Annotated in this window: 25 protein-coding genes and 1 tRNA gene; 8 read left to right on the top strand and 18 right to left on the bottom strand. The window is 63.3% G+C overall.

Annotated features, from left to right (window positions below; genetic code table 11):
- The first annotated feature begins 111 nt into the window (after positions 1 to 111).
- From P3T40_RS25355 to P3T40_RS25345, 3 genes are all read left to right on the top strand, one after another.
- Positions 112 to 408: a YkgJ family cysteine cluster protein gene (locus tag P3T40_RS25355; RefSeq protein WP_429270442.1), complete on the top strand. Its 297-nt coding sequence runs from the start codon at positions 112 to 114 to the stop codon at positions 406 to 408.
- Between the two features lie 135 nt (positions 409 to 543).
- Positions 544 to 1128 carry a DUF1439 domain-containing protein gene (locus tag P3T40_RS25350; protein WP_429270441.1) on the top strand — a complete coding sequence of 195 codons (585 nt, stop codon included), beginning with the start codon at positions 544 to 546 and terminating at the stop codon, positions 1126 to 1128.
- Positions 1129 to 1207: 79 nt separating this feature from the next.
- On the top strand, positions 1208 to 2044 hold the full coding sequence (locus P3T40_RS25345; RefSeq protein ID WP_429270440.1) for an undecaprenyl-diphosphate phosphatase: 837 nt from the start codon (positions 1208 to 1210) through the stop codon (positions 2042 to 2044).
- A 113-nt stretch (positions 2045 to 2157) separates the two neighbouring features.
- On the opposite strand, the gene trmB is transcribed toward P3T40_RS25345, so the two are convergent.
- On the bottom strand, positions 2158 to 2970 hold the full coding sequence (gene trmB, locus P3T40_RS25340) for a tRNA (guanosine(46)-N7)-methyltransferase TrmB (protein ID WP_429270439.1): 813 nt from the start codon (positions 2968 to 2970) through the stop codon (positions 2158 to 2160).
- 168 nt (positions 2971 to 3138) lie between these two features.
- Positions 3139 to 3212 (bottom strand) — tRNA-Gly (locus tag P3T40_RS25335).
- Between the two features lie 198 nt (positions 3213 to 3410).
- Here P3T40_RS25335 and P3T40_RS25330 point away from each other — a divergent pair.
- The gene (locus P3T40_RS25330) at positions 3411 to 6401 is read left to right on the top strand and encodes a tetratricopeptide repeat protein (protein WP_429270438.1); all 2991 of its coding nucleotides are present in this window, start codon (positions 3411 to 3413) and stop codon (positions 6399 to 6401) included.
- 19 nt (positions 6402 to 6420) lie between these two features.
- Here P3T40_RS25330 and P3T40_RS25325 read toward each other — a convergent pair whose 3' ends face one another.
- From P3T40_RS25325 to P3T40_RS25315, 3 genes are all read right to left on the bottom strand, one after another.
- Positions 6421 to 6984: a YggT family protein gene (locus P3T40_RS25325; protein WP_429270437.1), complete on the bottom strand. Its 564-nt coding sequence runs from the start codon at positions 6982 to 6984 to the stop codon at positions 6421 to 6423.
- 51 nt (positions 6985 to 7035) lie between these two features.
- Entirely contained in the window at positions 7036 to 7356 is a 321-nt protein-coding gene (locus P3T40_RS25320; protein ID WP_429270436.1) for an EthD family reductase, read from the bottom strand.
- A 77-nt stretch (positions 7357 to 7433) separates the two neighbouring features.
- The gene (locus P3T40_RS25315) at positions 7434 to 8372 is read right to left on the bottom strand and encodes a Rossmann-like and DUF2520 domain-containing protein (protein ID WP_429270435.1); all 939 of its coding nucleotides are present in this window, start codon (positions 8370 to 8372) and stop codon (positions 7434 to 7436) included.
- 844 nt (positions 8373 to 9216) lie between these two features.
- Between P3T40_RS25315 and P3T40_RS25310 the strand changes: the two genes are divergently transcribed.
- Complete coding sequence (locus tag P3T40_RS25310; protein ID WP_429270434.1) at positions 9217 to 9522, top strand: hypothetical protein; 306 nt, start codon at positions 9217 to 9219, stop codon at positions 9520 to 9522.
- Positions 9523 to 9683: 161 nt separating this feature from the next.
- Positions 9684 to 10649 carry a threo-3-hydroxy-L-aspartate ammonia-lyase gene (locus P3T40_RS25305; protein WP_429270433.1) on the top strand — a complete coding sequence of 322 codons (966 nt, stop codon included), beginning with the start codon at positions 9684 to 9686 and terminating at the stop codon, positions 10647 to 10649.
- A 2-nt stretch (positions 10650 to 10651) separates the two neighbouring features.
- Here the strand turns inward: P3T40_RS25305 and P3T40_RS25300 are convergent, their stop codons facing one another.
- Positions 10652 to 12220 (bottom strand): UbiD family decarboxylase, encoded by a 1569-nt coding sequence (locus P3T40_RS25300; RefSeq protein WP_429270432.1) that lies wholly within the window; start codon positions 12218 to 12220, stop codon positions 10652 to 10654.
- A 583-nt stretch (positions 12221 to 12803) separates the two neighbouring features.
- Between P3T40_RS25300 and P3T40_RS25295 the strand changes: the two genes are divergently transcribed.
- Positions 12804 to 13973: a transglycosylase SLT domain-containing protein gene (locus P3T40_RS25295; RefSeq protein ID WP_429270431.1), complete on the top strand. Its 1170-nt coding sequence runs from the start codon at positions 12804 to 12806 to the stop codon at positions 13971 to 13973.
- 162 nt (positions 13974 to 14135) lie between these two features.
- On the opposite strand, the gene P3T40_RS25290 is transcribed toward P3T40_RS25295, so the two are convergent.
- The 4 genes from P3T40_RS25290 to ribBA all read right to left on the bottom strand — a co-directional run bounded on the left by P3T40_RS25290 (position 14136) and on the right by ribBA (position 17590).
- Positions 14136 to 15329, bottom strand: a complete 1194-nt coding sequence (locus P3T40_RS25290) for a pyridoxal phosphate-dependent aminotransferase (protein WP_429270430.1) — start codon at positions 15327 to 15329, stop codon at positions 14136 to 14138.
- A 105-nt stretch (positions 15330 to 15434) separates the two neighbouring features.
- Complete coding sequence (nusB, locus tag P3T40_RS25285; RefSeq protein WP_429270429.1) at positions 15435 to 15869, bottom strand: transcription antitermination factor NusB; 435 nt, start codon at positions 15867 to 15869, stop codon at positions 15435 to 15437.
- Positions 15866 to 16378, bottom strand: a complete 513-nt coding sequence (ribH, locus tag P3T40_RS25280; RefSeq protein WP_144163163.1) for a 6,7-dimethyl-8-ribityllumazine synthase — start codon at positions 16376 to 16378, stop codon at positions 15866 to 15868. The genes nusB and ribH overlap by 4 nt, the downstream gene beginning before the upstream one ends.
- Before the next feature lie 75 nt (positions 16379 to 16453).
- Positions 16454 to 17590: a bifunctional 3,4-dihydroxy-2-butanone-4-phosphate synthase/GTP cyclohydrolase II gene (ribBA, locus tag P3T40_RS25275; protein ID WP_429270428.1), complete on the bottom strand. Its 1137-nt coding sequence runs from the start codon at positions 17588 to 17590 to the stop codon at positions 16454 to 16456.
- A gap of 278 nt (positions 17591 to 17868) precedes the next feature.
- Between ribBA and P3T40_RS25270 the strand changes: the two genes are divergently transcribed.
- Complete coding sequence (locus tag P3T40_RS25270; protein WP_429270460.1) at positions 17869 to 18636, top strand: tetratricopeptide repeat protein; 768 nt, start codon at positions 17869 to 17871, stop codon at positions 18634 to 18636.
- A 383-nt stretch (positions 18637 to 19019) separates the two neighbouring features.
- On the opposite strand, the gene P3T40_RS25265 is transcribed toward P3T40_RS25270, so the two are convergent.
- From P3T40_RS25265 to hemL, 8 genes are all read right to left on the bottom strand, one after another.
- Positions 19020 to 19532, bottom strand: a complete 513-nt coding sequence (locus tag P3T40_RS25265) for a cupin domain-containing protein (protein WP_429270427.1) — start codon at positions 19530 to 19532, stop codon at positions 19020 to 19022.
- A 214-nt stretch (positions 19533 to 19746) separates the two neighbouring features.
- Positions 19747 to 20508: an ATP-binding cassette domain-containing protein gene (locus P3T40_RS25260; protein ID WP_429270426.1), complete on the bottom strand. Its 762-nt coding sequence runs from the start codon at positions 20506 to 20508 to the stop codon at positions 19747 to 19749.
- Positions 20505 to 21479: an ABC transporter permease subunit gene (locus tag P3T40_RS25255; protein WP_429270425.1), complete on the bottom strand. Its 975-nt coding sequence runs from the start codon at positions 21477 to 21479 to the stop codon at positions 20505 to 20507. The genes P3T40_RS25260 and P3T40_RS25255 overlap by 4 nt, the downstream gene beginning before the upstream one ends.
- Before the next feature lie 89 nt (positions 21480 to 21568).
- On the bottom strand, positions 21569 to 22549 hold the full coding sequence (locus tag P3T40_RS25250) for an ABC transporter substrate-binding protein (RefSeq protein ID WP_429270424.1): 981 nt from the start codon (positions 22547 to 22549) through the stop codon (positions 21569 to 21571).
- 213 nt (positions 22550 to 22762) lie between these two features.
- Positions 22763 to 23077 carry a hypothetical protein gene (locus P3T40_RS25245; protein ID WP_429270423.1) on the bottom strand — a complete coding sequence of 105 codons (315 nt, stop codon included), beginning with the start codon at positions 23075 to 23077 and terminating at the stop codon, positions 22763 to 22765.
- A gap of 50 nt (positions 23078 to 23127) precedes the next feature.
- A complete protein-coding gene (locus tag P3T40_RS25240) occupies positions 23128 to 23745 on the bottom strand; it encodes a riboflavin synthase (RefSeq protein WP_429270422.1) in 618 nt (205 codons plus the stop codon).
- A 16-nt stretch (positions 23746 to 23761) separates the two neighbouring features.
- Positions 23762 to 24895, bottom strand: a complete 1134-nt coding sequence (ribD, locus tag P3T40_RS25235) for a bifunctional diaminohydroxyphosphoribosylaminopyrimidine deaminase/5-amino-6-(5-phosphoribosylamino)uracil reductase RibD (protein ID WP_429270421.1) — start codon at positions 24893 to 24895, stop codon at positions 23762 to 23764.
- A 57-nt stretch (positions 24896 to 24952) separates the two neighbouring features.
- The gene (hemL, locus tag P3T40_RS25230; RefSeq protein WP_429270420.1) at positions 24953 to 26245 is read right to left on the bottom strand and encodes a glutamate-1-semialdehyde 2,1-aminomutase; all 1293 of its coding nucleotides are present in this window, start codon (positions 26243 to 26245) and stop codon (positions 24953 to 24955) included.
- Positions 26246 to 26332: the final 87 nt, after the last annotated feature.

The raw sequence follows: 26332 nt of genomic DNA, 5'->3' as shown, positions 1-26332 counted from the left end.
TCGCGGCCCGCATTGTGTAAAAAGGTCGCACGCGGCGCAATGGCACAATGCAGGGTTGGCGTGCCGTACGGACATCGCCGGCGAGTGTTGGGGCGTTTCAGGAAGAGTGTGGTGACTGTCGAATCTCTGTTTAACGTAGCGGGTCATGCGTGCCGTCCGGATTGCGGCGCGTGCTGTATCGCGCCGTCGATCTCGAGCCCGATTCCGGGCATGCCGTACGGCAAGCCAGCGGGCGTGCGCTGCGTGCAGCTGGGGGACGATCTGCGCTGCGCGATCTTTGGCCAGCCCGAGCGGCCGGCGTGCTGCTCCGGCTTGCAACCGCAGGGAGAGATGTGCGGCACGACGCGCACCGAGGCGCTTGCCTGGCTCACCCAGCTCGAAACACTGACGCAGCCCGCAAGCCCGTAAAAGCCCTATAGGGCACGGCCGACCGCGTGGCTGACCCCGTGCCGCTTCGCACTTGCCGCTGACCGCGTGTGGGGGCACTAACTGACAACCATGGTTCGATCCCCGCAACGGGGCCGTTTCAACAGGAGAATGTGCATGACTCAACCCGTTGCGCCGACCCGGCGCCGATTCCTGCTCGCGGCCGCTGCGGCTGCGGCCATCACGATGTCGCTGACGGCTTGCGCGACGTCGACCTTTCCGTTCATCCCGTCGCATTACACGTTCTCGCAGCAGCAGGTGCAGGAGGCCGTGCAGCGCAAATTCCCGTATCAGCGGACGATTCAGCAGGTATTCGACGTTGCGCTCACCAACCCTGTGGTCGGCTTCCTGCCGGATAGCAACCGCGTCTCGGTGCAGCTCAATGCGCGCCTCGCCAGTCCGTTCCTGCGGCAACCGGTCGACGGCGTGTTCACGTTGTCGAGCGAACTCGCCTACGACGAGGCCAGCAAGTCCGTCGTGCTGAAGTCGCCGAACGTCGACAGCGTCAATGTCAGCGGTGACGCGCAGGCCTACACGCAGCAGATCAACGCCGCGGCGGCCCTGCTGGCCACCCAGTTGCTGACCAACTACCCCATCTACACCTTCAAGCCTGAGCAATTGCAATTCGCGGGCGTGAACTACGAACCCGGTACAATCACAATCCTTACAAACGGCATACGCGTGCAGATCGTCGAGAAATGACGCGCGTGCGGCCGCCAGGGCCGCGCGTTGCTTGCTGGACCAGCCCTGATTCGACAACCTTTGGCGATGAGAGGAATGGATGGACTGGTTACTGGCTGGCAAGGCGCTGATACTCGGGGTTGTCGAGGGCTTGACTGAATTTTTGCCGGTATCGAGTACGGGTCACCTGATCGTCGTCGGCAGCCTGCTCGATTTCAGCGGCGAGTATGCAAAGACCTTCGATGTCGTGATCCAGCTCGGCGCGATTCTGGCCGTGTGCTGGGAGTATCGCCGGCGGATCGGCAGCGTCCTGACCGGCTTGCCTTCGCGGCCGGACGCGAGGCGTTTCGCGCTCAACGTGGTGATTGCAACCATTCCGGCGGTCGTACTCGGCCTGCTGTTCGAAAAGACCATCAAGGCCGCGCTGTTTTCACCGCTGCCGGTTGCCTATGCGCTGGTGGCGGGCGGCCTGGTGATCCTGTGGGCGGAAGTGCGGCAGCGCGCACGCGGCGCTGTGCCGCCGCGCGTGCAGTCGGTCGACGACTTGAGTCCGCTCGACGCGCTAAAGGTGGGCCTGGCGCAGTGTTTCGCGCTGATCCCGGGCATGTCGCGCTCCGGCTCGACGATCATCGGCGGCATGTTGTTCGGCCTCGAGCGGCGGGTGGCCACCGAGTTTTCCTTTTTCCTCGCCATGCCGATTATTTTCGGCGCGACGACCTTCGAACTGGTTCGGGGCTGGCGCCTGCTATCGGCAGATGCGCTGGGGGTCTTCACGTTGGGTTTCGTCGCCGCGTTCGTCAGCGCCTTCGCTTGCGTGCGCTGGTTGCTGCGCTACATCGCGGCGCATGATTTCACGGTGTTCGCGTGGTATCGGATTGCGTTTGGCTTGCTGATCCTGTTGCTGGGATATAGCGACGTGCTGGACTGGTCGGAGTAATGCAGGGAGCGAGGTCCTCGTCCTTGAGCTCCTCAACCCGTTGAGCCATAAGCAAAAAGGTCCGCGTGAGTGCGGACCTTCTATGACGTTTTCTAACATCCCCTGGCGGGCGCTTAACTTCCGTTGCGCCGCTTGAAAACCAGATCCCAAACACCGTGGCCGAGCCGCAGGCCACGGCGCTCGAATTTCGTCACCGGACGGTACTCGGGGCGCGGCGCATAGCCGTCCGCCGTGTTTTCGAGCGCGGGGTCTGCACCCAGCACTTCGAGCATCTGTTCGGCGTAGTTTTGCCAGTCGGTGGCGCAGTGCAGATACGCGCCCGGTTTCAGGCGAGATCCCAGCAGCGCGACGAACTTCGGCTGAATCAGGCGGCGCTTGTGATGACGCGCCTTGTGCCACGGATCGGGGAAAAAGATGTGCACGCCGTCGAGACTGTCCGGCGCGATCATGTGCTCGAGTACTTCGACCGCATCGTGCTGGATGATGCGGATGTTCGACAGTTCCTGCTCGCCCACCAGCTTGAGCAAAGCGCCGACGCCCGGTTCATGAACCTCGACGCCGAGAAAATCGTCGCTCGAACGATGCGCTGCGATTTCCGCTGTAGTCGCGCCCATGCCGAAGCCGATTTCCAGCACGCGCGGAGCCGCGCGGCCGAACACCGCGTCCCAGTCGGGTTGCTGCGGTTCGTATGGCAGCACGAAGCGCGGACCGAACTCGTCCATCGCGCGGCGCTGGCCAGTCGAGACACGCCCGGCGCGCGTGACGAAGCTGCGGATGCGGCGCAAACGCAGGGCTTCTTTCGGATCGTTCGACTCGTTCGCGGCGTCGCCGTCTTCGGCTTGCGGCGCTGACGGTACGAGATTCGCGTCGTCGGCGGTCTGGGAAAGCTCGCCTGGCTGGCCGGCTTGGTTCGGATCGTGGATCATCTTCGATGGCTACAAGGGTAGCGGCAAGGGTGAGGGCGGCAGGGGCGGCGCTGCGTGCACCGGAAGGCGCGACGGCTGCGACGCCATACGTTACCGCCCTCAGTACGAAAAAGCCGCCTTCGTGGAGGCGGCTCTCGTGCTGGAATTCCGCTGACGGTCAGCTGAATGTGGAGCGGGCGATGGGAATCGAACCCACGGCTCTAGCTTGGGAAGCTAGGGTATTACCATTATACGACGCCCGCAGAGCGCGCTATTTTACGCGGAATTGGGTCATTTAGGCAAATGCGGCCCGGATTGGCAGGCAGGAAAGGGCGCTGAGACAGTTGGCTCGCTGAAGTATTGCCGACCATCAAGTTTTTGCGCCACGTGCCGATACACCTAAGTTGGCACGCAATCTTGTGCCGGTTGCCGTTTGGACGGGACCCATCCCACGAGATCGAATGAACCACACCATCGGCCGTTCGCGCGGCTTCCCGCTGCGCCGCCCAGTTCTGCGTCGTCTTTACGCCTGTCTCGCGCTCGCCTTGCCGGCGATGTCCGCGCTCGACGCCGGCGCCATGCCCGCCGCTGCCATCACGACCGCCGGCCATGCGACATGGCTGTTGTCCCAAGCACCTGGCACGCCTTCGATCACGCAGCGCGCGCCGCTTGCCGTATTCAGCGACCCGACCACGCCGTGCGCGCTATCGAGCACGAACGCTTCATGGGCTGTCTCGCCGCTTGCCAAACCGGCCCAGCTATTGGCTGTCTGCGCTGCCGAAGCCGCCACCGGCCGTCTCAACGCACGGGCACTCTACGCCCAGATGATCCTGTTCGGCGTTGCCACACGGCCCAGCACCGATCGCGGTCTTGCGCTGCTCGAAGACGCTGCACTTGACGGCTCCGGCGTCGCGGGGCGGGTACTCGGCTCGCTCTATCGACAGGCTTTGCGAGTGCCGCAGGACTACGCAGCGGCGCGTCGCTGGCTTGCGCTTGCGGCGGACGCCGGCGACGGCTTTGCGGCAGACACGCTCGGTTTGATGAACTACAGCGGCGAAGGCGCGCCCGTCGATAACGCGGCGGCCTACGTCCTGTTCGCGCGCGCCGCGGAGCATGGCGACCCGCACGGCGCGGCCAACGCCGGCCGTCTGATGATGAACGGGCAGGGCGTGCCCATCGACGCCGCGGGCGCCGTCGTATGGTTCACGCGCAGCGCGCTGCGCGGCGACCCGGATGGCGAGTTCATGCTGGGTCTCTCGCTGCTGCAAGGCAAAGGTGTCGCGCAGGACTTCCAGAAGGGCAGCGCCTGGGTGAGTGCTGCAGCTGTGCAACATCACACTGGCGCGCAGGCCCTGCTAGCCGATCTTTACCTCAGCGGCACGGGTGTGCCGCGCGACCCGAAGCGGGGTTTCGTGCTGATGTCGAGTGCCGCACACAGCGGCGTGACCTACGCGCAGCGCCGACTCGGCGACCTTTATGCAAACGGAATCGGCGTCGCGCGCAACGATGCGATCGCCCGCGTCTGGTACCGCAAGGCCGCGCTCGAAGGGGACCCGTTCGCGCAGTTCGGTCTCGCGTTCGAGTATCGCAACGGACGCGGCGGCCCGAAGGATCTTGCGGCGGCGATCGGCTGGATGCGCGGCGCGGCGGATGCCGGCGTAGCCGCGGCGCAGAACGATCTGGGCACGATGTTGCAGCATGGCGAGGGCGAGCCTCAGAACCTCGTGGAGGCAAAAGCCTGGTACGAGAAGGCGGCTGCACAGGGACTTGCGATCGCTGATTTCAATCTCGCCTCGCTCGCCTACAGCGGCGCAGGCACGCCGCGCGATCACGCCGCCGCGTACCGGCTGGCGCGCGTCGGTGCTGAGCGCGGCAACCTGCAGGCGAGTCTGATGGTGGGCACGTTGCTGTTCCGAGGCGATGGTGTGGCCGTGGACAAACGGCAGGCCGTCGCCTGGTATCGCAAGGCGGCGGACCTCGGCAACGTCGACGCTGCGCGCGCAATAGGCTGGGAGTATCTGACCGGCATCAACGTCCCGCGCGACGCAGCGCTCGGCGAGCAGTATCTCGAACGGGCCGCGCAACCCGGCGACCCGCGGGCGCAACTTCTGCTCGGCGGCCATCTGCTCGATCGCAAGCAGGCGGGAGACAACAGTGCCGGAATGGCGTGGATCCAGAAGGCAGCCGCGCAGCACTATGCTCCGGCCTACAACGCCTTGGGCCGTCTCTACTGGTACGGCGTCGGCGTTGCGCCGGACCGCAGCGCGGCGATCGACTGGTTCACGCGCGGCGCGCAAGCCAATCAGACGGCTTCGCAACTGGCCCTGTGCGGCGCTTATCTGAATGGCGTCGGCGTGCCGCGCGACGACCCGACGGCGACACGCTGGTGCTCCGCTGCCGCACGCGGCGGCGACCTTACGGCCATGCGTATTCTGACGTCCAACTCTCCACGTCTGCCGGGTGTGGACGCCGACGCCCGCGCTTACTGGATGTGGCGTCTGGCGAGCGGCGGCGAAGCCCGCTACCAGTCCATGCTGGGCGACGCCTATGATTTGGGCAACGGCGTCCCCGTCGACTACGGCGCGGCCCTGTATTGGTTCCGCAAGGCCGCGCAGCAAGGCGACGTCTCGGCGCAAGGCTCGCTCGCGTGGCACCTGCTCACCGGTCTTGGTGGCGAGCGCGATGAACGCCAGGCGTTCGAGTGGGCGACCCGCGCCGCAAACGGCGGTCCGGAAGGCAAGGAGATGGTGGGCGCGGCCTATCTCTCCGGTCGCGGCGTCGCAGCCGATGCGACGGCAAGTCGCGCGTGGTTCGAGAAAGCTGCGGCCGGCGGCGAGAGCTGGGCCGCCAGCGACATCGCGCGGCTCTACGAAATGGGTGCCGGCGTACCGCGTGACGATCTGGTGGCGGTGAGCTGGCACCGCAAGGCTGCGGCGAAGGGAGCCGATTCATCGGAGATCGCGCTGGCTTTGCGGGCGCTGGCCACGGGTGACGTGCACGGTCTCAGCGCGAGCGAGGCCCATTGGCTGTTGGACGATGCCTCTTTGGGTGCGGTCGGCGGCGCAGGCGGCAACAGAAGCACCACTGCGCAGGCAAGCGCGGGTGGTCAGGTCGAATGGGATGCGCTGTCGTGTCTGAACGAGGCCCTGCTGGGCGACGCGATGATGCAGTACGAACTCGGCGTTCGCTATCTGACCGGCGACGGCATCGCACCCGACCGGGCGTTGGGCGATGCCTGGCTCAGGCGCGCGCAGGCGAGCTTTGCCGCCGAGCCAGGGTTCAGTGTGTACGCGCAGGCGACGCGGATGGTCGAAGCGCGGGTGGCGGCGCGGCTCAGTGCCGATGAGCGCGAACGCGCGGGTCGCCTCGCGGACCATCTGCTGGCGACCGTACCGGGAAGTCTTGCCGTTGCCGCATCCGCGGGAACGGCGTTGGCGACCGCGTCGCCATAACCGTTCCCGCGCCAGCCGCTCAGATGACGAAATACGTCAGTTGCACGGCGGCCCGCGTGACGATCATCAACAGCACCTGCACGATCACGAACAACAGGATCGGCGACAGGTCGATGCCGCCGAGATTCGGGATCACGCGACGCAGCGGATCCAGAAACGGCGCGGTGAGCTGAAACAGAATCGGCATGGCCGGCGAGCGCGGATTGAGCCACGACAGCAGCGCCATCAGGATGGTCAACCAGATGATCAGGTTGAGCCCCCATTTGATGAGCGTGAGCAGCGCGACGATCAGCAAGGTCGGCCACAGCGTGAGCGGATCCACCCCGGTCACAGCCACCATCAGCACCACATAGACGATGGCAGCGATCAGCGCGGCGAGGATGCTTGCCCAATCGATCCTGCGCGTACTGGGCACGATGTGCCGTAGCGGCAGCACGATCCAATTGGTGGCGTGCAATACGGCGTTCGAGACCGGGTTATACGGCGGCAGGCGGACGACTTGCAGCCATGCGCGCAAAAGCAGCGCCGCGCCGAACAGCGTGAAAACGGTATTGAGCAGAAAGCGGGCGATATCGCCGAACATCTCGTGTCCTTTCCTTCAGGGTAGCGTCGGGTGGGAGTGCAAAAAGAGGAGCTAAACCGTGACCTTGATTTCGCTGATCAGAATCGAGCCGTTACCGCCGTCGGTGTAGTTCGGAATATCGGCGAGCAGCGTGTCGGCGGCCGGCTTGAAGACCGTGTAGAACGCCTCGACCGTGTCGAACAGGAAATGCCCGGCCGCGACATAGGGCGGCGGCGTACCCGGCGGCCCGGCATTGATGCCGATATCCACTGACCAGCCTTTGAGCGCCGCGCCGAACAGCTTGGCCGCAAGCGGCATGTGCGTGCCGCAGTAATACTCCACGTCGAATTTGCCGTTTTCTCGGTACGGATAGAGGATGCTGACCTTGATCATTATGTGTTCTCGTCGATTGGTCCCGGAGCGAGGCGCAGGCGGATTGCGCGCTGCGCCGGTCGTCACATTATCACGGCTTACTTGACGCTAGTACCCGCTGGCACCTGATTCAACGATCGCGCGAGCGATTCTTCGACGGCTTCCCCGATGGCGTCGATCGTGGCCGGCGGCGTGGCGCGACGGCGCGCCAGTGCCACCGCCCGCCGGCTCATCAGCCCGTACAGCGCCGCGTGGTCGCCGCCAAGCGCTTCGAGCAGCGCGAGCTGCTTGCGCACGACGCCGGTATCGCCGCGCGACACAGGTCCGGCGAGCGCGCCCGGCAAGCCTTTGTCGCGGGCCGTCTGGATCGTGCCGGTCAGCATCGGCAGGAGCGCGCGCAGCGCGTCTTCTTCGGCAAAACCGAGGGTGCGCCAGAGCGCTACGCATTCGGCGAGGCTGCACAGCACAAAGCTGGCCGCGTAATGGGCGGCGCCGTGGTAGAGCATCCGCCCGCCGGCCGGAATCGACAGCGGATGGCAGTTCAGCGCCAGCGCCAGCGCCGTGAGTGCCTCTTTGAGCGCGCCATCGGCCTCGATGGTGATCGAGCAGCCGCCGATGCGCTCGATATCTGCGAGATCGCCGCTAAACAGGTACAGTGGGTGAAAACCACCGATCGATGCGCCCTGCGACTGCGCCGGCGCGAGCAGTTCCACTGGCGAGGCGCCGCTGCAATGCACCAGCGCGCGCAGGTGCCCGGGCGAGCTGGGCGAGTTATTAAAGCGCAAAGTGTTCGCCGTCGAACCGATGCTGTCGTCGGGAACGGATAGAAAGACGATATCGGCGGCGTCGACGACGTGTTGCGGATCGTCGTACGCCGCACATTGCTCTATCTGACTGGCGAGCACGCGCGCGGATTCCGGCGTGCGGCTCGCAATGGCCGTGACCGGATAACCGGCCCGGGTGAAGCCGAGCGCAAGGCACCGTGCAAGGCGCCCCGCGCCGATGAAGCCGAGACGCGGCAAAGAGGACTGGGACATGGTTCCGGCTCCGGGCGGCACTATGAACGTGAACGGAAAGCTGGAGTATCGCGCATTCATTCAGCGCTCGCGAGCGGGGGCCTTGCCCCGCGCAGAGCACGTGGGACGGCGCCGTGGGCGTGACGGCGTTTTCCTCGGATCAATTTCTGCGCCATATGGCGCGCACGGCGGACTATCCGCCCGTACGAATCCCGCAGGCCCGGAAACTGCTCACAATGAATTTGGTCGATTGAGTTAGGGGTTGCGGTTGGAGTTTTTTCTGTCTCGCAGTCAGATTCGGGAGGTAACTATGAGCATTTTTTCTTACCGAAAGCACTTGCGGTTCCTGACCCATTCGCAGCGTCGCCGCTGGTGGGATCAAAGAAAGCGCCTCACGCCACGCGTCAAGATTAGTGGGGCTTACGTGCCGCCGAATGTCACACGTGAATTCACTTATGTAAAAGTGGGTTGAAGATTTGTCCCTTAAAGGGTGAGAAATGCCCGGCCGTCGCGCCGGGCATTTTCGTTTACAGCGCGTCGCGCTTTTGCGGTGTTTTGACCAACCTTCAACACGGCCAAGTCTGAAGTGAATTTGTAATTAAAGATTACTGGTATTGGCGCTCCGAGGCGCGGCCGCCCGGTAAAACGCGCTTCGCACGGTCTCTGACCCCGCGCAAACCCTTAGATATCGAGATATTGTGGCTTACTCGCGCGCAGCAACACATTGCTGCGTATTTCAACCTCTAAACAGCAATTGCAATTTGCAACAAATGCGCACAGCCGTGCTGATCCTTTTTCGATACATTGGATTCCATAGCATGCACGTCATGCGACACGGTCATCCGGCCGCGCTTGGAGAAGAAACATGAAAAAGATCATTCCGCTTGTTGTTGCCGCTGCACTGGGTGTGGGCTTCGCCACCGCTGCGGAGGCGCACGTGTCCGTCGGTATCGGGATCGGCGTTCCGGTGGCGCCGGCGTATCCGGTTTATGCAGCGCCGCCGCCGGTGTACTACGCACCGGCGCCGGTCTATGCTCCGCCTCCTGTCGTGGTGGTGGGTGGTGGCTATGGCGGTTACTACGGCTATCGCGGTGGTCCGTACTACCATCGCGGCTACTACGGCCACGGTTATTACGGCCATGGTTACGGGCACGGCTACTATCGTCGTTAATCACTTCGGCGCACGCGACTGGCGCGTAGGCACTTAGTGCCCCAGCGCACTGTTTATCGTATCGGCGTAACGCATGCTTAATCGCTGCGTTGCGCCGTTTTTATTTTGGGGACGAAGCTGGGAGAATGCCTTCCATTCCGCTGCTTCGGAGTTCGCCGCCTATGCAAGTGCTCCCCGCTCCCACCTATGTCGATATCGTCGATGCCGCTGCGCGTCTTGAAGGCGTCGCCCATCGCACGCCGGTTCTTACGTCCACCACGGCAAACGAACGCACCGGCGCGTCTATCTACTTCAAATGCGAGAATTTCCAGCGCATGGGTGCGTTCAAGTTTCGCGGTGCTTATAACGCGGTGTCGCACTTCGACTATGCGCAGCGGGATGCAGGTGTAGTGACTTACTCGTCGGGCAACCATGCCCAGGCCATTGCGCTGTCGGCGCGTCTTGAGGGGATTCGCGCGACGATCATCATGCCGCACGATGCACCCGCCGCGAAGGTCGCCGCCACGCAAGGTTACGGCGGCGAAGTGATTATCTACGACCGCTACAAGGAAGATCGCGAAGAGATCGGCCAGCGGCTCGCGCGCGAACGCGGCATGACGCTGATTTCACCTTACGATCATCCGCATGTGATTGCAGGGCAGGGGACGGCCGTCAAAGAGCTGCTCGAGGAAACCGGCCCGCTCGATCTGCTGTTCGTGTGCCTGGGCGGTGGTGGATTGCTCGCCGGCAGCGCGTTGGCGGTGGCCGAGTTGAGTCCCAACTGCAAGGTCATCGGTGTCGAACCGGAGGCCGGTAACGACGGCCAGCAGTCGCTTGCGCGCGGCGAGATCGTGCACATCGAGGTGCCGCATACCATCGCAGATGGCGCAGCGGCGACGCATCTTGGCCTATACACGTTCCCGATCATCCAGCGTCTGGTCGAGCAGGTGGTGACGGTGACGGACGCGCAACTGATCGAGACACTGCGCTTTTTCGCGCAGCGTATGAAGATCGTCGCGGAGCCGACGGGTTGCCTCGCCGCCGCGGCCGTGATGAGCGGCGTCGTGCCGGTGGAAGGCAAGCGTGTCGGCGTGCTGGTCAGCGGCGGTAATGTGGATCTGGCGCGGCTGGCACAGTTTCTTGCCTAAAACTATAAGCCCAACTCGGTCCACAACGTATCGACGCGCCGTTTCACCGCGGCGTCCATTTCGATGGGGCGGCCCCATTCGCGATCGGTTTCGCCGGGCCATTTGTTGGTGGCGTCCAGCCCCATCTTCGAACCCAGCCCGGCTACCGGCGAGGCGAAATCCAGATAGTCGATCGGCGTGCGATCGACCAGCACCGTATCGCGCACTGGATCGATACGCGTGGTGATGGCCCAGATCACTTCTTTCCAGTCGCGAATATTCACGTCCTCGTCGACCACGACGATGAACTTCGTGTACATGAATTGTCGCAAGAAACTCCACACGCCGAACATCACCCGTTTGGCATGTCCAGGGTAGCTTTTCTTCATCTGCACGATCGCCATCCGGTAGCTGCAACCTTCGGGCGGCAGATAGAAATCGGTGATCTCAGCGAACTGCTTCTGCAACAGCGGCACGAACACCTCGTTGAGCGCGACGCCCAGCACGGCGGGCTCGTCAGGCGGTTTGCCGGTGTAGGTGGAATGGTAGATCGCGTCGCGGCGCATCGTGATCCGCTCGACGGTGAACACCGGGAACCACTCCTGTTCGTTGTAGTAGCCGGTGTGGTCGCCGTAGGGACCTTCGAGCGCGTGCTCGTAGGCGGCGCTTGCACCTTTCGACGGCCGTGGCGGCGCGCCGGCCGGAGCCGGCTCGGGCGTGCCTTCCTGCGGATAGATGAAGCCTTCCAGAACGATCTCCGCGCGCGCCGGCACCTGCAGCGTGTCGACGCCCGGCGTGATGCACTTCGCGAGCTCCGTACGGCCGCCGCGCAGGAGGCCCGCGAACTGGTATTCGGAGAGCGTATCGGGCACCGGTGTGACCGCGCCGAGGATGGTGGCCGGGTCGGCGCCGAGTACGACGGCCACCGGGTACGGCTTGCCGGGATTCTGCAGGGCGAACTCGCGGAAATCGAGCGCGCCGCCGCGATGGGCGAGCCAGCGCATGATGAGTTTGTTACGGCCGATCAGCTGCTGGCGATAAATGCCTAGATTTTGGCGGCTCTTGTTTGGGCCTCTTGTAACGGTCAGGCCCCATGTGATCAGCGGGCCTGCGTCGCCCGGCCAGCAGGTCTGAATCGGCAGCCTGGCGAGGTCCACAGCGGCCCCCTCCCAGACGATTTCCTGGCAAGGCGGCGCGCTCACCGTCTTGGGCGCCATGTCCCAGACCGCCTTGGCGAGCGAGAACAGCTTGCCGGCGTCCCTGAGGCCTTTGGGCGGCTCCGGCTCCTTCAGCGCCGACAACAGGCGGCCGACGTCGCGCAGCGACTCCAGCGCGCCACTATCGCCGTCTTCCTCGCCGCTTTCGATGCCCATGCCGAGCGCGACGCGCCGCGGCGTGCCGAACAGGTTGCCGAGCACCGGGAACGCATGGCTTTGCTTGCTCTCAAACAGCAACGCCGGGCCACTGGCGCGCAGCACGCGGTCGCACAGTTCAGTCATTTCCAGGATTGGCGAGACGTTTTGCGGGATACGGCGTAGCTCGCCAAGGGTCTCGAGACGGCCGACGAAGTCGCGCAGGTCTTTGTATTTCATCTGGTCCGGATCAGGGCCGCACAGCGCGGCGGGAAAGTGGGGCGCGACAGGCCATCGGCGCGCATGAACTATTGTCGATTTTACCTGCGTTGGTTAGCGCACGTTATTGAAGCAATTCTGTAACTGACCTGAGAGGCGCGTAGCGCGCGGGTTTCGGGGCGCTGAACACTGTTCTTTATTACAATTAGTTATAGATTTGCCTATCTATAGTGTTGACGAACTATTTAAGCCTGCTAGAATCCGGTCACATTGGTTGCAGGGCGTGAACCTTTTTACCACCGCCCCCGGTCCTTACGACGCAACGCGTCACCGCTTACCGACCCCCCTGCACGGTATTTGACGGCCTTATTTGCAGTCCTCGCCAGCGCGACCTGACGCTGGTTTTTCGCGTGGGAGCCTCTGCGTGCGTGCTTTTTAGGCACGGCGCCGAGCTGTTCCGAGATGGCTCCCCACCGACGGTTATGCCGTATTCCCGACGCCGCTGCTGCCCTAACCAGAGCGCGCGACGTCTTGACTCTGCGAACGTGTTTTGATGCCGGCTCGACCGGTGGGGTTCGCAGATCATGCAAGATGGGAGATCTGAATGAACGCCTGGTTAACGTGGCGTCCCGACGAAAAACTTGCGCAAGTCATGCGCGGTGTCTTACGTCGCGGGACGCGTATGAGTCATCACCTGTTCAGCATTGTTGGCGGTTCCGCCGTCCTGCTGGCGCTCGCGCTGTGGCTGATGCCCACTTGGCGCGGTACGCTGGCTGCCAAGCTGATGCCGGTCATTTCTGCCGCTGTGCAGGCCGGCCCCGCCCGTCTGTTGCAGGGTAACCCGCTGCCGTCGTTCGCGCCGGCCAACGCGGTGCCGTCCGACGATTCGCTGTCCGCGTCCGCCAATGCGGTGGGCGGCGACACCAGCAATGGCGCAACCAGCAACGGTGCAACCAGCAGCAATACGAGCTATGACGGCGCCTTTGACGGCAGTGGTACGAGCGGTCTCGGTGGCGCGGCGCTCAACGCGCTCGATCCGCGTTCGGTGCAAAGCATTAGCGCTCTTGCGCGACTGATTCCTTCACAGCGTGTCGCTCCTGACGCACGTGACGACCGCGCGCTGGTCTCCACCCGCGAGCAGGATCTGGTGGCTTACTATCTGGCCCGGCGCTATCGCGTCGCCCAGGAACCGGTGAGCGAACTCGTCAAGGCGGCGTTTGACACCGGCCGCGAAGTCGGCCTCGACCCGCTGCTGCTGCTCTCCGTGATGGCTATCGAATCGGGCTTCAACCCGTATGCGGAAAGCGGCGTGGGGGCGCAGGGCCTGATGCAGGTGATGTCGAAGGTGCACTCGGACAAGTTCCAGTACTTCGGCGGCGAAAGCGCCGCACTCGATCCGCTCGCCAATATCAAGGTTGGAGCGCTCGTGCTGAAGGACTGCATCGCACGTGGCGGCTCGCTGCCGGGCGGCCTGCGTCTTTATGTCGGCTCGACTGCGCAGGATGACGGTGGCTACGGCGCGAAGGTGATGGCGGAACGTGGCCGTCTGCGTGACGTGGCGCGTGGCCGCAAGGTGCCGATCAACGCACCGCAAGCACCGGTCACGACGACTGCGTCGGTCGCGACGCCGGCTGCCGCAGCGCCGGGCAAGCGTGTTCAGGTGACGCTCGAGGCGCATCCGCTGACCGCGACCACTCCGGCGAAGGCGCCGGAACAGGACGACGCCAGCGCGACGGCAACGAAGCACGCTTCGACGTCGGAGTTGGGCGCCTGAGTGGTTGCAGACACATCGCAGTAAAGGCAGTACTGGTAGTACAAATAGAGAAGGCACCCGCGCGGTGCCTTTTTTCATGGTTCGACGCTTTTTGATTAGCGGAATGCTTGCGTCGATTGCGCGGCGTCGCATAGGCGTTCTGTGAGGCCAGTTCGGCTCAACTCAGCGCCCGAAGAACCCATGCAAACGTTCGACCGCCTCTTCGAGCTTCGAATACGCCGTTGCATACGACAGACGGATATACGAACGCGGCGCATGATTGCCGAAATCCATGCCCGGCACCAGCACCACGCCTGCATCGTGCAGCATGGCTTTGGTGAGCGCGGCGCTGTCGCCGGCCGCCGCGTGCGTGACCCGGCTGCAATCCGCGTACACATAGAATGCGCCGTCCGGCATGACTGGCACCGAGAACCCAAGCGATTCGAGCGCCGGAGCGATGAAATCACGGCGACGCTTGAACTCGAGACGGCGCGCCTCGTAGATCGCGCGCGTGTCCGGTTCGAAGCAGGCGAGTGCCGCATGCTGCGCAAGCGCCGAGGCACAGATAAACAGGTTTTGCGCGAGCTTCTCGAATGCCCCGACCAGCGACGGCGGCACCACGAGCCAGCCGAGGCGCCAGCCCGTCATGTTGAAGTACTTCGAGAAGCTGTTGACGGTGATCACATCCTCGCCGTACGACAAGGCGGAGATGGGTGGCTCGCCGTAGCTCAAGCCCTGATAGATTTCGTCGACGATCGTAAAGCCGCCGCGCGCGCGGACGGCCTCGACGATGCGCTTCAATTCCGCGGGTTCGATCGACGTACCGGTTGGGTTCGACGGCGACGCGAGGAGCACGCCGCGCGTGCGTTCGTTCCAGAGGCGCTCGACATCGGCGGCGGTCAGCTGGAAGCGTTCGGCCGGGCCGCTGGGCACCAGCACCGGCTTGCCTTCCGCGGCGGCGACAAAATGCCGGTTACACGGATAGCAGGGATCGGGCATCAGCACTTCATCGTCACGGTCGACCAGCGCCGCGCACGCGAGCAGCAGCGCAGCCGAAGCGCCGGCGGTGACCACGATGCGCGCCGGATCGACGCGGATGCCATAGGCCTGCGCATAGTGGCCGGCAATCGCCTCGCGCAGCGCGTGCAGCCCGAGCGCGCTGGTGTACTGCGTGACGCCGCGGCGCAGCGCGCTTGCGGCAGCTTCGATGACTGGCTCGGGGGCAGTAAAATCGGGCTCGCCGATTCCCATGTGGATGATGTCGCGCCCCTCGCGCTCCAGCAGGGCGGCTTCCTTCGCCAGTTCCATCACATAGAAAGGCTGGATGGCGTCGACACGCGCAGCAAGCCGCACCAATGGTTCGGTCACGGAGTTCATACAGTCAGTACAGTAAGTGCAATTTCAGAAACCCGGCAGGGGTGCTGCGAGGTAAGCGCGCCGCCCGCCACCCTGCCCTGGCGAGGCAGGGTCCGGCGAGACGGCTTAGCGCTTGCGAGCCGCCTGCGTTTCGTCGACGCGCAGTTGCGCCGCCAGCTTGTCCAGCACGCCATTCACGTACTTATAGCCGTCTGCACCGCCAAAGGTCTTGGCGAGTTCGACTGCTTCGTTGATCACAACGCGGTACGGAATGTCGACGTGATTCTTCAGCTCGAATGCCGCGACGAGCAGCACCGCGCGTTCAACCGGCGAGAGCTGGTCGATCGGGCGGTCAAGACACGGCGTGAGGTCGGCCGACAGCGCTTCCGAGTCGCGGATCACGCCATGCAGCAGCGTGTCCAGGTGCTCGTGATCCGCCTTGTCGAAGCCTTGCGCCCCGCGCAGCTGCGCGTCGATCTCGCCGCCGGGCGCGCCCGACAGCAGCCACTGATACAGCCCCTGCGTGGCCAGTTCGCGGGAACGTCGGCGAGCGCTCTTCATGCCTGTTCCTCTTCGTCGTCCTCGTCTTCCTCTTCGTCGTCGCCGCCGAGTTGTTCGAGTGCGACCGCGAGGTTTGCCATTTCGACGGCCACGCGTGCAGCGTCACGACCCTTTTCGGTCATGCGCGCGACGGCTTGCTCGTCGTTTTCGGTGGTCAGCACGGCGTTGGCGACCGGAATGCCGAAGTCGAGGCCGACGCGCGTGATGCCGGCGCCGCTTTCGTTCGACACCAGTTCAAAGTGGTACGTCTCGCCGCGAATCACTGCGCCGAGCGCGATCAGCGCGTCGAACTGGGCGCTTTCTGCCAGCTTTTGCAGCGCCAGCGGGATTTCCAGCGCGCCCGGCACGGTGACGAGCAGCACGTCTTCGCCGGTGACGCCGAGGCGTTCGAGTTCTTCAATGCACGAATCGGCGAGGCCGTTGCAGACGGGCTCGTTAAAGCGTGCCTGGACGATGCCGATACGCAGGCCGTCGCCGTCGAGGTTCGGTTGGTATTGTCCGATTTCCATAGTCAGTCCGTAGTGTGTTTGAGTAAGCGCCAAGGCGCGTGAATGGTCGGATCAGCCTTGCGCTGCGTATGCCGGTCAGGGCGTTTGCGGCGACTGGGAAGGGCAGCCCGGCATCGGCACGAAGCCCGTGACTTCGAGGCCATAGCCCGACATGCTGCCCAGCTTGCGCGGGTTCGACAGCACCTGCATCTTGCCGACACCCAGTTCGCGCAGGATCTGCGCGCCGATGCCGTAGGTTTTGAAGTCGACCGGACGGCGCTTGAGCGCGTCGGCCCTGTCCTTCGAATCGAACGCCTTGAAGACGTCGATCAGGTGATCTTTCGAATCGCCGCAGTTCAGCAGCACGACCACGCCGAGATCGCGTTCCGCGATCTCTTTCATCGCGGCGTCCAGCGTCCACGAGTGAGTCGACGTGCTGACTTCGAGCAGATCGAGCACCGACAGCGGTTCATGCACTCGCACCGGCGTTTCCTGCTCCGGCGTGGGCTTGCCGCGCACCAGTGCGATGTGCGGCTGGCCGCTCGGCTGGTCGAGGTACATTACCGCGCGGAACGGGCCGTGCGCGGTATGCATGGTGCGTTCGCAGATTCGCTCCACGATCGATTCGGTGCGGCTGCGGTAGTGAATCAGGTCGGCAATGGTGCCGATTTTCAGGCCGTGTTCCTGGGCGAACTCCATCAGGTCGGGCAGGCGCGCCATCGTGCCGTCGTCCTTGATGATCTCGCAGATCACCGCGGCGGGCGTCAGGCCCGCGAGCGCCGTGAAATCACAGCCGGCCTCGGTATGGCCGGCGCGCACCAGCACGCCGCCAGGTTGGGCCATGATCGGGAACACGTGGCCGGGCTGGACGATGTGCTCGGCCCGCGCGTCGTGCGCGACGGCGGCGAGGATCGTGCGGGCGCGGTCGGCCGCCGAAATGCCCGTGGTGACGCCTTCGGCCGCTTCGATGCTGACGGTGAACGCCGTACCGTACTGGGTGCCGTTGCGGTATGTCATCAGCGGCAGGTTCAGCAGTTTGCAGCGTTCCTGGGTGAGCGTCAGGCAGACGAGCCCACGGCCGTAGCGGGCCATGAAGTTGATCGCTTCCGGCGTGACGAATTCGGCGGCGATCACGAGGTCGCCCTCGTTTTCGCGGTCTTCTTCGTCGACGAGTATCACCATCCGGCCGGCTTTCAGTTCGGCGATGATCTCAAGTGTGGAGGAGAGCGTCATGGTGGCGAGAATTTCGGGAAAGCGCGTATTTTACGCCACGCGCGGGTCCGCGTCGTTCCCCCGAACGGGATAGGCCGTTTGGCGGGGTGGTGCAGGCGGTTTAATAGACCGAAACATCGCTCTAGCCGGTCTTCGGTAGACTGTGGCATCTGCAATGCAGCAAATCAACGGATTACGGTCCGTTTAGGGGTGTCGGTCATGGTGCCCCTGTGGTGGCTGCGCCGTTTTTGTCCGGCGCCGCCGTTGATCGCTTCGCCCTGTGTCTCAAGTCGATAAACATGTCATTTTTCGGAATCGGTCTTCACGTCATTGTTGCGCTGTTCTTTGCCGTGCACGTGGTGCGTACTCACCAGAATATGTACTGGCTGTTGCTGCTGTTTGCTTTTCCGCTGCTCGGTAGCCTGGTTTATCTGTTTGCGGTCTATTTGCCTAGTTTGCGGGAGTCGCGTGGCGGGCGGGCTGCTTCGCGGGCTATTACGCAGCTCGTGGATCCTAATCGGGCAGTGCGCGAGGCGCGGGTTAATTTCGATCGTGCGCCCACTGTCGAGCATCGGATGCGGCTTGGGGCGGCATTGCTCGAAGCCGGGCAGCCTCAGGAAGCGCTTGAGCATTATCAGGCGGCTGCTAATGGGCCTTTTGCTACTGATGCGGCTCTTTTGCTGGGAATGGCCAAGGCGCAGTTTGCTGTTGGGCAGGTTGCTGCTGCGGACGTTACTTTGGGGCGGTTGTTTGAGGCTAGTCCGCAGGCGCGGCAGCAACCTGAGCCTGCTTTGTTGTATGCGCGGACTCTCGCTGCGCTTGATTCTCCCGCTGCGCGGGCCGCGTTTGAGCAGTCGCTGGCTTGTGCTAGTGATGCTGCGCCCAGGTGTTTGTTTGCCGATTGGCTGGCGAAGCAGGGGGATGAGGCGGATCGGCAGCGGGCTAACAGTTTGTATGCGGATATCGCGCAGGATGCTAAGCATTGGCCTCGGCATGCGCGGGAACATAATCGGGAGTGGTTGTTGCGGGCGCAGGCGGCGTTGGCGGGGGCGCCGGAGCGGCGGTGAAGGTGGGGTGTTGGCCTTTCCTTGATTTCTTGTCGGTATATTTGTGTTGCCCCTGTGCGGGGCGGCACCTACTTTTCTTTGCCGGCCGCAAAGAAAAGTAGGCAAAAGAAAGCGGGCTCACACCGCCAGCCTGTAGATGTCCATCCCGGTCCTCAACCGGGAACGGCCCAAGACGAGACGTGCTCTCGCACCACGCACTTAGTGACAAAGCAGTCATCCGTTCCAGCGTCGCGCTGCGCGCCCCGCTGTCGGGCATAACATTCGGTAGGCCTTCAGACATCCGCTTCGCGAAATGCACGGACGCTATGAGTTCGTTTTGCCAGACTTTGGGTGCCGTTCCGTTTGCATGTTGGCGCAGGTCCGCGATTGACAATATTCCCGGCTTATACGGCTCGCGCCAAGGGTTTGTCCGGTTCCGCCAACTTGATGTCTACCGGACCGATCCCGCAAATCGCGATCGTTACCGGTCCCGCTTCGCCCCGCGGGACGCCGTCGTAGTGCCACGTGCGCGCTATGCGCCGTACGAAGGTGCCGACCTTCACGGGCACCGTGTGTGCGGGGTCGAAGTCCGCGCCGCTGTTGATCCACCATGTGCCCGACACCACCACGCATAGACGGTCCGTCGCATAGCTGTGCGGTGCGCTCATGTAGCCTGGATACCACCGTAAAAGCGCGTAGTAGATGCCTTCCTTCTCGGGACTGCTGTACAGGAGCGCGCTCTCCACGCTCTTTGGCGGCGCTCCGCCTTGCGCCACGAATTTGATGTCTTCTGGCACGGTGTACATCGTCTCGCTAGTGTTGATCGGGCTAGCCTCGGCTCGTCCGGCCAACAGCAGCGATGCCATTCCGCCCATCATCGCTAGCATTTCGCGTCGGTTGATGCTCTCTCCTGCCATCAAGACTCTCCTTGTCCATTCTCAGAGGCGCCCATCGTGCCGCGCAATCAGCGTCTTACTCGCGGCCAGGCGAGCAACAACTATAGATCAAGTGTTTTCGGACAGTCGGCGAGGAGGGCAGGTTACGTCCATGCCATCACGCGGCGGTGTCCTGTCGCGTGACGTCAATGAACGGTGACGGAGGGGGCTTGCCTTACTTTACGTAATGTCCCGCTTAGCCAGGATTCGCGTACGTGTCGCCAACCATCAGGTGCACGATCTCGTCGCCATTCGTTTGCTGAACCAGCCGCTCTCCGGCTACTTCCCCACGCCGCAGTACGACAATGCGATCGGCGATCGCGAAGATGTCGTGCAGATTGTGCGAGATCAGAATCACCGAAACGCCCTGTGCCTTCAGCGTCGCAATCAATTCCATCACCTTGCGTTGCTCGGGCACGCCTAGCGCAGCCGTGGGCTCATCCATGATCAGCACCCGTGCATTCCAGTAAATGGCTCGGCCAATCGCAATCGCCTGGCGTTGGCCGCCCGAGAGCATCTTTACTGGGCCGCCGAGCTTGCGCTCGGGTATCACAATGTCGAGGCGCTTAAGCACCTCGCGCGCGACCTGCGCCATGCGCGGACGGTCGACAACCTGAAAACCGAGTTGTCGTTTTAGCGGCTCGCGTCCAAGGAAGATGTTGCTTCCAACGTCCAGGTTATCAGCCAGCGCGAGGTCCTGGTAGATCGTCTCGATTCCCTTGGCCCGCGCGTCCTGCGGATCGCGCAATTGCAACGGCGCGCCGTCGAACAGCAGTTCACCCTGATCGGCCCGGTAGACGCCTGAAATGATCTTGATCAACGTTGATTTGCCCGCGCCGTTGTCGCCGGCGAGCGCCAGCACTTCGCCCGGCAACAGTTGCAACGACACGTGCTTGAGCGCCTCCACGCCGCCAAAGCGGATCGAGACGTCGCGCACCTCCAGAATCGGTGTGCTCATTGCGCACCTCCGAGACGATCCTTGTATTGATCGATCAGTACCGACAGGATGATGACGATGCCCACCACAATGAATTGCCAGAACGCGTTCACGTCGATAAACACCAGGCCGAACTGGATCACCGCGATAATCAGCGCGCCGATCAGCGTCCCGACCACATTGCCCGTCCCGCCGAACAGGCTCGCGCCGCCGATCACCACAGCGGCGATCGAATCGAGCAGCATCGGCTCGCCGGCGTTGGCGGCCCCCGCGGCAAAACGCGCGGTGTAGATGATCCCGCCAACCGCGGCGAACGCGGCGGCGATCAGATACACCACGATCAGGTGTCGTTTCACGTTGATGCCGGCCCGCACCGCCGACTGCGGGTTGCCGCCAATTGCGTAGGTGTACTGGCCGAAGCGAGTTTTCGAGAGCAGCAGATGCATGATCACCAGCAACACCCCGGTGAGTATCACGGGCGTCCAGCCGGCACCGAGCCAGACGAGGCCGGCGTTGTCCACCGAGACGGTCATGCCGCTGCCCGCCGCGAGAAAGCCTGCGCCTCGTGCTACGCCGTACATACCGAGCGTGCCGATAAAGGCCGGCACACCAAGCCACGCAATCAGCACACCGTTGACCAACCCGGGAATAAGGCAGACCACGATGGTGAGCGGGATGGACACGATCAGGATCCACGGCGAGCCGCTGCCGAACAGCGTGAATTGTGCGACACACACGGCCGCGAGTCCCATCACGAAGCCCGCGGACAGATCGATGCCGGCCGTGATGATCACGAAGGTCTGGCCGATGGCCAGCAGCAACGGAGCGGCGGCGGCAAGTCCGATTGATTGCAGGTTGTAGGCGTTAAACAGAAATGACCGATGAGCCGAGACCTGCGCATACGCCTCAAAAAAAGCGAGCAGCGCGCACAGGAACAGCCACGGCCATAGCTTGGTAATCAGCGCGATCTTGTCGAGACGCGAGTTATCCATGGAGTTATCCGCGTTATCAGGAGCAGAACCCGCGTGCGCCGTCGCGCACGCGGTGGAGACGATCTATCGCTTAAGCCACTCTGCTTCGGCTAGTTCGAATAGATGTACTTCTGCATGTCGGGCTGGTCGATATTATTTTTATCGAGAACCTCGAAACCCGTGCTCTTGAGGGTGGGGACTTTCTTGCCGTGAATTACGTCGGCGGCAAACTTGACACCGTAGTAGCCGATTTCGTCCGGACGCTGCGCGATCGCAATGTCGACGAGGCCGCTCTTGATTTGCTTGTCGATGCCCGGCACCGCATCGAATACCACCACCTTGACGACGCCTTGTTTGCCGGCCGCCTTGACCCCTTGGGCCGCGCCGCTGCCGGAGAAGGTGTTGGCGCCGAATACGCCGGCGAGATTCGGATTACGTGCCAATACCGCGGCGACGTGGGCAGCGGCCTGGTTGGCGTCATCCTCGTTGTAGAGCGTTTGCAACACGGTGATGTTCGGGTGCTTCTTCATCTCCTCCGCGAAGCCCTCGGCACGCGCATCGGTGCTCGAGATACCCGGCTTGTTGTTCTCGCAATAGACCGTGCCCTTGTCGCCGATGGCTTTGGCCAGCGCGCGTGCTGCGACGCGGCCGCCTTCCAGGTTGTCCGAAGCAATGTACGAAAGGGGGAAGTCCGCATCGCCCTTGCCGGTCTGGTAGTGGCCGTCGCCGATATACGTGTCGACGGTAATGACCTTGATGCCGGCGTCGGCGGCTTCCTTGAGCGGTTGAATCAGCTGTTGCTTGTCGACCGGTGAAATCAGCAGGACGTCAGGATGTTTGGCGATAAACGCCTTGAGGATCGGCACCTGCTCGCTGGTGTTCCATTCTTTGGGAACCTGGAACAGCAATTCGACGTTCTCTTCTTTGGCGGCCCGTTCGGCGCCGCGATGCATTGTGAAGTAGAACGGATCAACCACGCCGGGCAGGAGAGCCACTACCGGATGAGCAGCATCCGCCTGCGCAAGTCCCGACAGCGAACAAACAATGATCGTTGAAACTGCAACCATACAGCGGGAAACGAATCGCTTCATTTTGTCTTCCTCCAGTTTTTGAGTCCGACTCGCGACGCCCGACTTGTTCTACACGCTCCATGGCGACGGCAATCGGCTGTCGGCCAGTATAGGCGCGAGCGGTCTCAATGACTATTGGTATGACAATGCTTGTTGCGCTGCAACGGATGAACGCGGTGATTTATGTTCGGGATCGATAGATGGACAAAGCATCTAGCGATCCCGATCTTACGCTCACGGGTTCGGGTAAAGCGTATCGCGCGGGAAGAAGATACGTGGGTCGAAAGGCGTCAGTTGGACGCTCGCGCCTGCGGGAGTCAGGCGGACGTTGCAAGTTTGATCGACCTGCTTGCCGTTGCTGTAAACGAACGCACCGGGGCCGCCGGCACACTCGGCCGTGTGCTCGAGCAGGCGCAGATTGCGCCCGTTCGACATGGACCTCGTGATGTCGAACCCATCAGCATAGGCAGCGCTTACGCCGACGAGGGCGGCTACTCCGATTACGATTTTCGCGATCTGCATGATGGCGATCTCCGAAGCCGGCAACATGATGCGCACCGGCTGGCCGCCGACGGGCCGGAGCCGGTGCGAGAATGCAACTATTCCTTCGACGTCGACAACATCCTCTCCACATACCGTGCAATCAGATCAATCTCCAGATTGACCTTAGTCCCTTCACGCAGATGCTTGAGCGCAGTCACCTCAACCGTGTGCGGAATCAGATTAATCGAAAACTCACAGCCGTCGTCGCGATCCTTCACCGAGTTGACGGTAAGGCTCACGCCATTGACGGTAATCGACCCCTTGTACGCCAGATAACGCCCAATCTCACGCGGCGCCAGCACACGCAATTCATGCGACTCGCCGACCGGCGCGAAATGCGTGACCGTCCCAAGCCCATCCACGTGGCCCGACACGATATGGCCACCCAGCCGGTCATGCGCACGCAGCGCCTTCTCGAGATTGACCTCACCCGGCTCACCGAGCCCAGCCGTGCAGTTCAGGCTCTCGCGGGACACATCCACTTCGAACGAGTTCGACGTCTTGGCCACCACGGTCATGCAGGCGCCTTGAATCGTGATGCTATCGCCAAGCTGGACGTCCTCGAGATCGAGGCCGCCTGCGTTGACATTCAGGCGTACGCCTGCGTCCCCATCGCTGCCGAGGGGTTTGACTGATTCGATGCGGCCGACCGCCGCGACGATTCCGGTAAACATCGTGCTGATTCCTTGGTTAATTCGCAGTAGGGTGGGGCGCAGATTGAGGCGCGAAGCGCGCCAGAATCCGCACGTCGTCGCCGATCCGGTCGACGGCATGGAAGTTCAGGCGTACGCGCCCCTCAAGCGTTTCCGGTGCGACGAGATTGAACATGCTCATCGAGTCAGTGCCAAGCAGACTCGGCGCCAGATAAACCAGCAGCTCGTCGACACAGCCTTCGCGCAGCAACGAGCCGTTCAGCTTGTACCCGGCCTCGACGTGCAGTTCGTTGACCTGGCGCTCGCCGAGCGCCCTAAGCATGCCGGGCAGATCCACTTTGCCGTCCGCGTTCGCCATTTGCACGATTTCCGCGCCACGGTCGCGCAACGCTTTCGCGCGTTCGGTGTGACGCTCGTCCAGGTTGCCGCAGAAAATCAACGTCGGCGGCCCGGCCAGAATCTGCGCGGTGGGCGGCACATCGAGCTGGCTGTCGATCAGTACGCGTTGCGGCTGGCGCGGTGTATCGACGGCGCGCACTGTCATGCGCGGATCGTCTTCTCTCACGGTGCCGATGCCCGTCAGGATCGCCGACGCGCGGGCGCGCCAGGCGTGACCGTCAGCGCGTGCGGCCTCGCCGGTGATCCATTGGCTTTCGCCAGATGGCAGCCCAGTGCGGCCGTCGAGCGAGGCAGCCACTTTCATGCGCACCCATGGCCGGCCGCGCGTCATGCGTGACACGAAGCCGATGTTCAGTTCATACGCCTCATTGGCGAGCAGCCCACAGCGCACTTCGATGCCCGCGTCGCGCAGCATCTTGAGGCCGCGTCCCGACACCTGCGGGTTCGGATCTTCCATGGCTGCGACCACGCGTTCCACCTGCGCCTCGATCAGCGCATTGGCGCACGGCGGCGTGCGGCCGAAGTGGCTGCATGGCTCAAGCGTCACGTAAGCCGTGGCGCCACGCAGATCGTGGCCGCGCGAACGCGCGTCCTTCAGCGCCCTTATTTCGGCATGGTCTTGCCCAGCCGGCTGCGTGAAACCCTCGCCGATCACTTCGCCGTTCTTGACCAGCACGCAGCCGACGCGCGGGTTCGGATCGGTCGTGTACATGCCGCGCTTCGCGAGAGCGAGCGCACGTTCCATATGGACGAAATCGGTTTGCGAGAACATCGGCGTCCGTTAAGTGCTGTGGCGTGTTCTGTCGTAAGTGATGTCTTGGCGCGTGCTTCAGACGGCCAGCGCGGCGAAGGCGCCGCGGGCCGCGTCGATCGTTGCGTCGATGATCGCGTCGTCGTGGGCAATCGACACGAAACCTGCCTCATAGGCCGACGGCGCGAAGTACACGCCCGCGTCGAGCATCTTGTGGAAGAACGCGTTGAAGCGTGGCACGTCGCTCGTCGTGACTTCGGCGAAGCTCGCCGGAATCTTGTCCGCAAAGTAGAGGCCGAACATGCCGCCGAGCGAGTCCGCCGCGAACGGCACTTTCGCTTCGCGAGCCACGTTGCTGAGTCCCTGTACGAGGCGTGCGGTGCGGGCAGCGAGCGTGTCGTAGAAGCCCGGCGCCTGGACCAGTTGCAGCGTCTTGAGGCCGGCCGCCACGGCGATCGGGTTGCCCGACAGCGTGCCCGCCTGGTAGACACCGCCGAGCGGCGCGAGGTGGGCCATGATGTCGCGGCGACCACCGAATGCAGCAGCCGGCATGCCGCCGCCGATCACCTTGCCGAGGCACGTGAGGTCCGGCGTAATGCCGTAGACCTGCTGGGCGCCGCCAAGCGCGACGCGGAAGCCGCACATCACTTCGTCGAAAATCAGCACGGAGCCGTACTCGGTGCACAGGCGGCGCAGGGCGTTGAGGAACTCCGGCGTGGCGCGCACGAGGTTCATGTTGCCCGCGACCGGCTCGACGATCACCGAAGCGATCTCGTTGCCGAAAGCCTTGAACGCTTCTTCGAGCGCGGCGACGTTGTTGTATTCGAGGACCGTGGTGTGCTTGGCGATATCCACCGGCACGCCGGCCGAGGTCGGGTTGCCGAAGGTCAGCAGGCCCGAGCCGGCCTTGACCAGCAGGCTGTCCGCGTGGCCGTGGTAGCAACCTTCGAACTTGACGATGCGGCTACGGTTCGTGAAGCCCCGGGCGAGACGCAGCGCGCTCATGGTGGCTTCCGTACCGCTCGACACCATGCGCACCTGTTCGATAGACGGCACCAGCTTGCAGATTTCCTCGGCGATTTCAACCTCGGATTCGGTCGGCGCGCCGAACGAGAAACCGTTGACGAGCACCTTCTGCACGGCTTCGAGCACTTCGGGATGGACGTGGCCGAGGATCATCGGGCCCCAGGAGCCGATGTAGTCGATATAGCGCTGGCCGTCGGCGTCCCAGAAGTAGGCGCCCTGCGCGCGCTCGATGAAGCGCGGCGTGCCGCCGACCGAGCGGAAGGCGCGCACGGGCGAGTTGACGCCGCCGGGGATGGTGAGCTGGGCGCGTTCGAAAAGAGCTTCGTTCCTGGAATTGCTGGACATGGACGTTGGACCTGTCTGAAAGAGATGCACAGAGGCGCGCGGGATCGACCGGCGGCCGGGGAATTGCCCGGCCCGCATGCCCGTTTC

This window comes from Paraburkholderia sp. EB58 (assembly GCF_050436665.1).
Classification (GTDB): Bacteria; Pseudomonadota; Gammaproteobacteria; order Burkholderiales; family Burkholderiaceae; genus Paraburkholderia.
The sequence above is the reverse complement of the archived record's forward strand: the minus strand, read 5'-3'. Positions and strand labels throughout refer to the sequence as shown.